This window comes from Bacillus sp. Marseille-P3661, from assembly GCF_900240995.1.
Classification (GTDB): Bacteria; Bacillota; Bacilli; order Bacillales; family Bacillaceae_J; genus OESV01.
The window spans coordinates 25,316-34,680 of record NZ_LT965958.1 but is presented as its reverse complement, the minus strand read 5'-3'; the positions used below and the strand labels follow the sequence as shown (position 1 = coordinate 34,680).

Genomic DNA, 9,365 nt, shown 5'->3' with positions numbered 1-9,365 from the left:
TTCTACCGTTTTTTCTTGCTCCGTTTCCTCTTCATCGGCCTTATGAAGAGGGTTCTTCCGCTCTTTCTTGCTCCTTTTCCTCTTCATCGGCCTTATGAAGGGCTTTCTACCGTTTTTTCTTGCTCCGTTTACTCTTCATCGGCCTTATGAAAGGGTTTCTACCGTTTTTTCTTGCTCCGTTTCCTCTTCATTGGCCTTATGAAGGGCTTTCTCTCGTTTTTTCCACCCTGGTTTCCTCTTCATCGGCCTTACGAAGAGCTTTCTCCCGATATTTTTAGCACATTTTCCTCATCATCGAGCTTCTTTGTTTTTTATGAAGGATTGATGACAATACTATGTTTATATCGATAATATAAAAAGGAAATTTACTAAACTGGCCCAGATTTTAAATATGTTTACTTTTTAAAAAAATGGTATGATAAAATTTATATTAATTTGTAGGAGAATAGATGTGAAAAGAACCATCAAGGTAGTGGCTGCTATTATTGAAAATGATCAAAAAGAAATATTATGTGCTTTAAGGTCTCCGCGTATGTCCACCCCTAATCGATGGGAGTTTCCAGGTGGTAAAGTAGAACAAAATGAGGATATGTACTCAGCACTTGAAAGAGAGATTGAAGAAGAGCTTGGCTGTAAGATCCGAACTTATGAGTTATTTAGCGAAAATTATCATGAGCATGAAATGGCAATCATCCGTTTAATTGCCATTAAGTGTAGTATTATTGATGGTATACCTATTCCACATGAACATTCCAAGTTAATTTGGTTAAAAAGAGAAAATTTACTTTCATTAAATTGGGCGCCGGCAGATATTCCCGCTGTACAGCAATTAGCTGACGAAAAATAATCAGCATATATTATACATATTTCAAAGAAAGATATTAATTAGAAAGGGAGTTTTGCATGATCAATGTTCTTTTCGTTTGTCTAGGCAATATTTGTCGGTCACCCATGGCCGAAGCAATTTTTCGTGATTTAGTATTTAAAGAGAATTTAGAGAATAAAATAAAAGTCGATTCGGCGGGGACCGGAAGTTGGCATATTGGAAATCCACCACATAAAGGGACGCGGGAGAAGTTAGATGAAGTAAATATCGATTACAGTACGATTGTAGCCAGACAGTTTCAACGTTCAGATATAGACAATTTCCAATATATTGTTGCAATGGATGAAAAAAACCTCAATGATATTAAATCGATTGCGGGCGATCATCACTCAAGCTATATTGCGAGATTGATGGATTTTGTTGAAAATGGAACTGTTCGAGATGTTCCTGACCCGTATTTTACAGGTAACTTTGAAGAAACCTATGAACTTGTTTTGAATGGTTGTCAACATCTACTCAAATTTATCCGCGAACGTGAAGGAATTTAATATCGTAAACAGCCAGAGCCTTGGGAGAAAATGAACTGCTCCTTCCAACGACTCTGGCTATTAGTTTTATTCTCTCTTCTATTCCAAAATTAGTTCCCTATTCTCCTCCAAATTCCCAAACGCTATGACTTAAACTTCCATAACGAAAACTGCGATGGAGAAGTTTTGCCGTTTTTTTGTCATCAGCTGCACCCATTGCATAAAAAATCGGGATAAAGTGCTCATTGCCATATGGCGGAACTGCAAATTGTGCATTTGGTGCTAACGATTCATACTGGAACAATGATGCAGTATCCCACTCTGCAAGACGTGCTGCGATCCAATCATCGAAATCGACCGCCCACTGATCAAATTCACCTTCACGGTCTGCCCAATTAAGTGCACGGAGATTATGCACTGTACCGCCACTGCCAATTACCATAACATTTTTTTCTCTGAGAACAGCTAAGGATTGACCAATTTTGTATTGTTGTTCAGGTGATAATCTAGGATTTACGGACATTGAAATGACTGGAATATTTGCATTAGGATATAACATTCGTAAAACAACCCATGCACCATGGTCTAAGCCACGAGTGTTATCCACTTCAAATTGTATCCCCTGATTACTAAACAATTCAATAATTTCCTCCGTAAGCTCGTGCTTACCTTTTGCAGGATATGTGATCTGATATAATGGTTCCGGGAATCCACCAAAATCATAAATAGTACTAAATTCCTCGACATCACTTACCTTTTGAGTTGCTGATTCCCAATGTGCTGAAAATAAAATGATAGCAGCAGGTGTAGGCAGCATGTTACCCAATTGATTTAAAAACTGTGTATATTGATTATTTTCAAGAGCTAACAACGGTGCTCCATGTGCAATAAAATACGATGGCATCATCTACTTATTCCCCCTCCGTTTTCAGTCTATCTACAATCCATGAAGTTAAATCTTTTAAGTTTTCTAATGAAACCGTGTGTGGTTCTGGATACGAACGGAAGGTTACATGTGCTCCTAATTCTTTGAAATATTCACTCGCATCGATACCCCATTCATAGGGCAGAATATTGTCCTGTTCACCATGAGAAATAAACAAAGAAAGCTTGTCAACTGCTTGTTTTTTGTATTCTTCTTTTACAAATTTAGGTATATATCCGCTTAAAGCGACAATGCCCTTCAGTCTATTTCCTAACGTCAAACCTAGTGTCATGGATAATATAGCTCCTTGACTAAATCCTAGTAAATACATTTGTGATTGATCGATAGGATACTCTTCACATGCATAATCAATAAAGCTTGTTAACTTTTCAATACCTTCGTCAAATACTTGACGATGCGGTTTTCCATAGCCTTCAATTGTAAAAAAAGCATAACCTGGTGGTTGTTTTAAATGACCGCGAATACTAAAAATATAAAACTGGTTCTGTAAGCCTTCTACTAAAGAAAACATATTTTGTTCATTACTTCCTATCCCATGCATAATAAATATCGCAGGATACGATTGATTTGGCTCAGCATTTACTGGTTTGCGTAATTCAAAAACCATTGGCGCATTCATTATGACCCACTCCTTATAACACTATTTTTTCTGTATATTAACTAAACTATTTATAGTTACTAATGTTTTTTTATATGAATAATAATCATCTATAGGATAACAATATACATTGTGGAATGTCAATGAATTATTTGTTAATATAGAATATAGTTTCATATCAGAGAACACACGAGGTGACTTCAATGGATATCGGTTCAAAAATTCGTGCTATCCGAAACCGAAAAAAAATCACAATCGCACAAATGTGTGAGGAAACAGGTTTATCAAAAGGATTTATTAGTAATGTAGAAAACAATAATACGTCTCCATCAATACAAACATTGCAAACCATCGCTACTTTTTTAGACGTACCCTTACCTTATTTATTATTAGAAAAAAAGCAGCATATGCGTGTCGTGAGAAAGGCGGAACGCTCCTACACAACTACAAACAATTATAAAGTTGAACATATCGCATCAAGAGGCGGATTACGAATGGTTAGTGTTGAATTTCCGCCAGGAGCGGAGTTAGGGGAATCTCATGCACATGAGGGTGAAGAATGTCATCTTATTCTAGAAGGAAAAGTTTTAGCTCAACAAGGCGAAGATTCCTATATTTTAGAAACAGGAGATTCTTTTAGCTGGAATGCAAGTGTACCCCATTTTGTTAAAAACATCGGTGAAGAAACAGCATTTGTCTTAATTGCGTCATACTCAGATGAAGAGTTGAAAGATTTGTTTTAATTCTTAGTTAAAATAATACATAAGATCGTTCAACTAACTAATTATTCGAAACAATAATTATAATGTTTTTGCTAAAAAGTTTTATGGACATAAATTCCGTTAAATAATAGAAATGATACTAACGTAATAATTTTCTATTACTTAACGGATTCAATGTCCTACTAGTTCACAAACAAGCCTTTATGTAAAAGGTTTATACACTTAAATTGCAAGTAAAAAACAATTCATAGTAAATTATATAACTAACATTCAACATTCTTGCATCTTATATATATTCCCTAAGAAAAACTTCTTTAAGAACTTTTATAACACTACGTATTTACTCACAAATAATCATCATAATACAAAGACTAAAAAATATTCTTATTTCTCAACACTTTTAGCTTGAATAAGTAAAACTTTTAGAATAATATCATTATTGTTTTCTATAAAAATTCATATCTATTTATATGAAAGGAGATGCACGAATGAAATTACGGGTGTCAACAGTTCAGTACCACCTACATACCATTCACTCTTTCGAAGATTTTGCAAATCAAGTTGAGCATTATGTAAAAACTGCCCAGGAATTTGGCGCAGATTTTGTACTGTTCCCGGAGTTTTTTACTACTCAATTATTATCAATTGGTAATGATAAAGGGCAGGCATTAACTATAAATGAACTACCTGATTTTACTGAGCAATATCAAAGCTTATTTACAAAACTAGCACAAGAAACAACAATGCATATTATCGGTGGCACACATATTATTAGAAAAGGTGAAAAGTTATATAATGTTGCACATCTTTTCTATCCGGATGGCCGAATTGCACAGCAAGCTAAGCTTCATCTAACTCCAACTGAAGTTCATGAATGGAATATGGACGGCGGAGATACATTCCAAGTGTTTGAAACTGATAAAGGAAAAATCGCTATGTTAACCTGCTATGACATTGAATTTCCTGAAATCGTTCGAATGGCAAAGGCAAAAGGGGCGGACGTTATTTTTTGCCCATCATGTACGGATGATCGCCACGGCTTTTATCGTGTTCGTTATACAAGCCATGCTCGAGCAGTTGAAAATCAAGTGTATGTAGTAAATGCTGGTACAGTTGGATCACTGCCAACAGTTGATTTTATGCGGTCAAATTTTGGTCAATCTGCAATCATTACACCAAACGATATTCCGTTTCCACCAAGAGGTATTTTAGTCGAGGGTGAACTTAATCATGATATGGTCGTGACAGCAGACTTGGATTTAGAATTATTATATAAAGTTCGTGAAAGTGGTTCTGTGACAACATGGCGTGACCGCCGTACTGATTTATATCCAGATTGGAAGTAATCCAAAAGTCCAAGAGGAGTGAAGAGGATGTATCATAAAGAGTTCTATGTTTTTGATAAGGAAAAACCTATTCCTGCAGTAATTCGTAATTATACTGTAAACGACTTTGAGGGCATGATTCGAATTCAACAAGAAAGCTTTCCACCTCCCTTCCCTTCTGAACTATGGTGGAACACAGAACAACTTCAAAATCATATTTCCTTTTTTCCAGAGGGTGCGCTTTGTATTGAAGTCGACGGTGAATTAGCTGGCTCCATGACGGGCCTACTCGTAGACTTTGATCCGCTCCATCCTGAACATACGTGGGAGGAAATAACTGACCATGGCTATATTACAAATCATAATCCAAATGGCAACACCTTGTATGTAGTTGACATTGGTGTTCGCCCGTCTTTTCGGAAACTCGGTTTAGGGAAATGGCTTATGCATTCCATGTATGATGTTGTCGTTCACAAAAATTTACAGCGGCTTTTGGGTGGAGCCCGAATGCCTGGGTATCATAAAAAAGCAAATGAGATGACACCGGAGCAATATATTGAAGCTGTATTAAGTGGTGTTGAAAAAGATCCTGTTGTTACGTTTCTTCTTCGTTGCGGTCGTGTACCGTTAAAAGTAGTGGCCAATTACTTAGATGATGAAGAGTCTTTAAATTATGGAACACTAATGGAATGGAAAAATCCATTTTTATAAGCAATAACAAAGGAGAATGAGAATATGGAATATCAAAGAATTACTTCAATTACAGACCCGCTTTTTAAGAAGATGCATGAATTAATGCAAGCTGTTTTTCCAGGTGAAGAAGTATTAGAGTTTGATTTATGGAAAGAACCACTTGAAGACCCAGGCATTTATGTCTATGTTGCGGTTTCTAATGATGCAGTCGTTGGTGCAACTGAATACCGTTATTATCAAGACTTTAACGTCGCAATGACAGATTTCACTATTATTGGCAAAGACGGTTTAGGTATTGGTCCTTTCTTAGCAAACAATAGGTTAGAACATCTACATAGCTTAGCAGCTGCGAATGGTAAAAAGTTGCGTGGCATGTTTGCTGAAATTTATGATCCTTCCCAAGTAGAAAAGTTGGAATTTGGTGGGGTTAGAGCCATGAATCCGTTTGTACGTCGCGAAGTACTTGCACATTTAGGTTACAAAAAACTACATTTCACGTATGTCCACCCGTCCTGGAACAATGATGGCGAGGCCGTAACAGGATTGGACTTATGTTTCCTTCCAATGAACAACGATACCGAAACATTAGAAACAAGCTTAATTGTACAATTTCTAAAACAATACTACACTGTATTACCGAATAAGCCAGATGCTTGGCTTGAAATGATCAGTAAGCTAGAAAATCAGGAAACTGTTGAGTTAAAAGCAATATAAATAGCCCAGCATGTTTATGTTGCAGCTTGCCATTGGGAGGATATCTGCCAGTTTTGCATAATATCTACCCACTTTTTCAAGTTATCGTCCAATTCACAATTATATCTACCGGCTTTTTGGATTTATCGGTAACTAATAGCTATTCCCAACAATAGGCAGAACTGCTCATTTTAATTTAATTAATCACATAAGGCCTGGAAATTTATTCAAGATTTAGTTGATCGTGTAGCATATAACCCTGTAAAATATAAAAGACGAATTCAATCCGAATTCGTCTTTACATTTCCTCTTATTAAAACTCTATTTCTTTTGAAATTTGCTGCCTTTACTTTTACTACGAATCTTTGTCATCCTATCGTCTACCTTTTGTTGTTCTGCTTTTGTGGCTACCTCGTTCACTTTTATCGTAACAATCTTATTGTTTTCTAGAGTTACATCAAAGTGTGTTCCTGCTGTGCTGCCTGCTGGTAACTCAGCTACTGGGATCATAAACTCTTTATTTAACTCTTCTACTAATAATACACCAAATGTATTGTCTTCAATTCTGTCTAAATAACCTTTCATCCTCTAAACTTAACCTCCAATGCAAGCAAGACCTTGCGATTTTATATCTTCCATTCTAGCTGAACCAATCCCCTTAATTTTAGTCAACCCATTAATTGAACTGTATGGCCTATAGTTTATGAGCTCCTCTGCACGAGCTGGTCCAATATGGATAATATCCTGCAGTTGTTCAATTGACGCAGAATTTATATCAATACAATTCGATGGTGCAGCCCCACTCTTTTGATCTACATGCTCCATAGTTTTAGTTGTACCACTATTGCTAGACGGTGTAATCGTACCATCCTTCTGGGTTTTAACAACAAAGTTTTTTCCATTTGTTGAAACGATAATCGTTCCATGAACATCGGTGCCATAAAGCTTAATTCCAGCACCTTGTATTAATTCCACAACTTCCTTATGCGGATGACCATATGTATTATCTTGTCCTGCGCTATAAATTGCAACTGAAGGTCCTACCTCATTTAGAAACGATGGATGTGTTGAGGTTGAGGACCCATGATGACCTAATTGTAGAATGTCAGCCTGCACGTCTATACCACTTTGGAGTATTTTTAATTCATCATCTTTACTTGCATCACCTGTAAAAATAAAACGCACATTACCATATGTTAATTTTAATGAAATCGATTCATCATTATCATTTTCACTAATATTTCGCGGATATAACACTTCAATTTTTAGTGGACCTACTTCAAATTCATCGCCCATTCTTGGCTCATAGTAGTCTACGTCATTCGTGTCAATTGCGGTTAGGAGTCTTTGAAAAGTTTGTGAAGTGCTTGTATTACCCGACATCCAAACTTCACCAACTTCAAAGTTGTTTAGTATCTTATCTAACTGTCCAATGTGATCTGCATCAGGATGCGTACCAATAGCGATATCGATTTGCGAAATATTTTGGGAGTTTAAATAGCTTACTACACTATTACTATTCCAATTTCCTGCATCTAGAAGGATCGTGTATTGTTCTTCGTTATCATTGTATTGAAGTAATGTAGAATCAGCTTGGCCTACGTTTATATAATGCACTTTAAGCTCTGATAAATTACCATCCTTTTGTTCTGTAGGTGGATTATTACTGTGGTGACTTGTCTTATCATCTTCAACAGAAAAATCGACTATTTTGTCATCAGGATGTTTCTGTTCATTGTATTCTTCTTGCAACTCTATTTCGGAGTTATTAGTTTCATCGGGTGGATTCTGTGCACAACCACATAAAAAAAGAATTGCTAAGAATCCAATAATAGCCATCAAGTTACGCTTTTTCATTTCATTCTCCTTTCTGGCCAATTTTATCATAAAACTATTTCTTGTTACGAATTCAGTCCTACATATTAATATTAGTATAGACTATCATTTCAACATATTTTTAGAAAAGCGCAAACGCCTGGCCCTATGGTCCTAGGGTCCAAGTGCACTGATGTACTATTACCTACGTTGCGACAGGGAGTGGGGATATCCATAAAAACAAGGTCGCACTGATATTTTATAAAACATAGTCAGAGAACTAGAATATTATTGAAATTATTATTGCGAAGCAACGAACGGCCCAGTTAAACATTGTTGATTTTTAAATAAATAATATAGTAATAAGGAATATCCTGAGACTTTTTTAGATAAAAAGTCGTCTTATTGTATAAAGGGGGAGATACCTTGAACAAAATTAGGTATTTAATTGCTTTTATTGGGATAATTTCAATTTTTGTAGCCGGTTGTTCAAATGCAATAGAAAATGCAGAGCAAAATATAGAAGTTCAAAAACGTATTGTTGATGATTTTAAATACAAAGACACCAAAGAAATTACTAATAATGAGCAAGTTCAAAAGGCAAAAGAAATATTGGATGAAATTGATTGGGAAAATGCAAAAGTAAATATGGTACGCCCTGCAGATTACAGATTTGTATTTCAATTTGAGAATCCTGAATTAGAAGCAAAAGCGGTGTTATATGAACTTTGGATAAGTCCCAATAAAGATAAAGTAGAAATCGTAATAGATACACAAAGTAAATATATTCAATTAAACAAGATTAAGTCAGCACAGCTATTTGAAATACTAACTGGCGGCAAATTATCTGACCTAAAATAATGATTTGGCCTTGAATTTGAAATTTGAGGTCTATGTACTTGTACTTTTAAGCATCTCGATGAAGAGGATAGCTCAGTCCTAAAGCCCCTTTTATCCTCTTCATAGCAACGTTATATCATTTGATTTTTGATACGCTGAAATAAGCATTTGTTCAACCCGTTTATCCAATGCAAAAACTTACCCAAATTCAAGCCAAAGATAGTTATCAATTGAAAAGGTTCCTACCCCTTTGAAACGTTCCATCCAACCTTTAGCGATTGTGAAAATTATTAACGTGTTGCCTGTGAGGTCAAGAAAACAACAATCAATACGACTTTTTAAAAAATAAAAAAAGCCCTACATAACATTACATTGGCTTT

The 9,365-nt window shown here is 35.7% G+C and carries 11 protein-coding genes; 7 read left to right on the top strand and 4 right to left on the bottom strand.

Features of this window, described 5'->3' with window-relative positions; translation table 11 throughout:
- Window positions 1-451: 451 nt before the first annotated feature.
- Window positions 452-847: a (deoxy)nucleoside triphosphate pyrophosphohydrolase gene (locus C1724_RS22800; RefSeq protein ID WP_102349057.1), complete on the top strand. Its 396-nt coding sequence runs from the start codon at window positions 452-454 to the stop codon at window positions 845-847.
- Between the two features lie 56 nt (window positions 848-903).
- Window positions 904-1,374, top strand: a complete 471-nt coding sequence (locus C1724_RS22795; protein ID WP_102349056.1) for a low molecular weight protein-tyrosine-phosphatase — start codon at window positions 904-906, stop codon at window positions 1,372-1,374.
- Between the two features lie 97 nt (window positions 1,375-1,471).
- Here the strand turns inward: C1724_RS22795 and C1724_RS22790 are convergent, their stop codons facing one another.
- Complete coding sequence (locus C1724_RS22790) at window positions 1,472-2,260, bottom strand: dioxygenase family protein (protein WP_102349055.1); 789 nt, start codon at window positions 2,258-2,260, stop codon at window positions 1,472-1,474.
- Between the two features lie 4 nt (window positions 2,261-2,264).
- A complete protein-coding gene (locus C1724_RS22785; RefSeq protein ID WP_102349054.1) occupies window positions 2,265-2,918 on the bottom strand; it encodes an alpha/beta hydrolase in 654 nt (217 codons plus the stop codon).
- 182 nt (window positions 2,919-3,100) lie between these two features.
- On the opposite strand from C1724_RS22785, the gene C1724_RS22780 reads away from it, so the two are divergent.
- From C1724_RS22780 to C1724_RS22765, 4 genes are all read left to right on the top strand, one after another.
- Window positions 3,101-3,640: a helix-turn-helix domain-containing protein gene (locus C1724_RS22780; protein WP_102349053.1), complete on the top strand. Its 540-nt coding sequence runs from the start codon at window positions 3,101-3,103 to the stop codon at window positions 3,638-3,640.
- A gap of 467 nt (window positions 3,641-4,107) precedes the next feature.
- Window positions 4,108-4,965, top strand: coding sequence for a carbon-nitrogen hydrolase family protein (locus tag C1724_RS22775; RefSeq protein ID WP_102349052.1), 858 nt, complete (start codon window positions 4,108-4,110; stop codon window positions 4,963-4,965).
- A 27-nt stretch (window positions 4,966-4,992) separates the two neighbouring features.
- On the top strand, window positions 4,993-5,655 hold the full coding sequence (locus C1724_RS22770) for a GNAT family N-acetyltransferase (protein WP_102349051.1): 663 nt from the start codon (window positions 4,993-4,995) through the stop codon (window positions 5,653-5,655).
- A 24-nt stretch (window positions 5,656-5,679) separates the two neighbouring features.
- Window positions 5,680-6,351 carry a GNAT family acetyltransferase gene (locus C1724_RS22765; RefSeq protein WP_102349050.1) on the top strand — a complete coding sequence of 224 codons (672 nt, stop codon included), beginning with the start codon at window positions 5,680-5,682 and terminating at the stop codon, window positions 6,349-6,351.
- A gap of 300 nt (window positions 6,352-6,651) precedes the next feature.
- Here the strand turns inward: C1724_RS22765 and C1724_RS22760 are convergent, their stop codons facing one another.
- The gene (locus C1724_RS22760) at window positions 6,652-6,915 is read right to left on the bottom strand and encodes a DUF3006 domain-containing protein (protein ID WP_102349049.1); all 264 of its coding nucleotides are present in this window, start codon (window positions 6,913-6,915) and stop codon (window positions 6,652-6,654) included.
- Between the two features lie 9 nt (window positions 6,916-6,924).
- Entirely contained in the window at window positions 6,925-8,187 is a 1,263-nt protein-coding gene (locus tag C1724_RS22755; protein ID WP_102349048.1) for an MBL fold metallo-hydrolase, read from the bottom strand.
- A 384-nt stretch (window positions 8,188-8,571) separates the two neighbouring features.
- On the opposite strand from C1724_RS22755, the gene C1724_RS22750 reads away from it, so the two are divergent.
- Window positions 8,572-9,006 carry a hypothetical protein gene (locus C1724_RS22750; RefSeq protein ID WP_102349047.1) on the top strand — a complete coding sequence of 145 codons (435 nt, stop codon included), beginning with the start codon at window positions 8,572-8,574 and terminating at the stop codon, window positions 9,004-9,006.
- Window positions 9,007-9,365 lie beyond the last annotated feature (359 nt).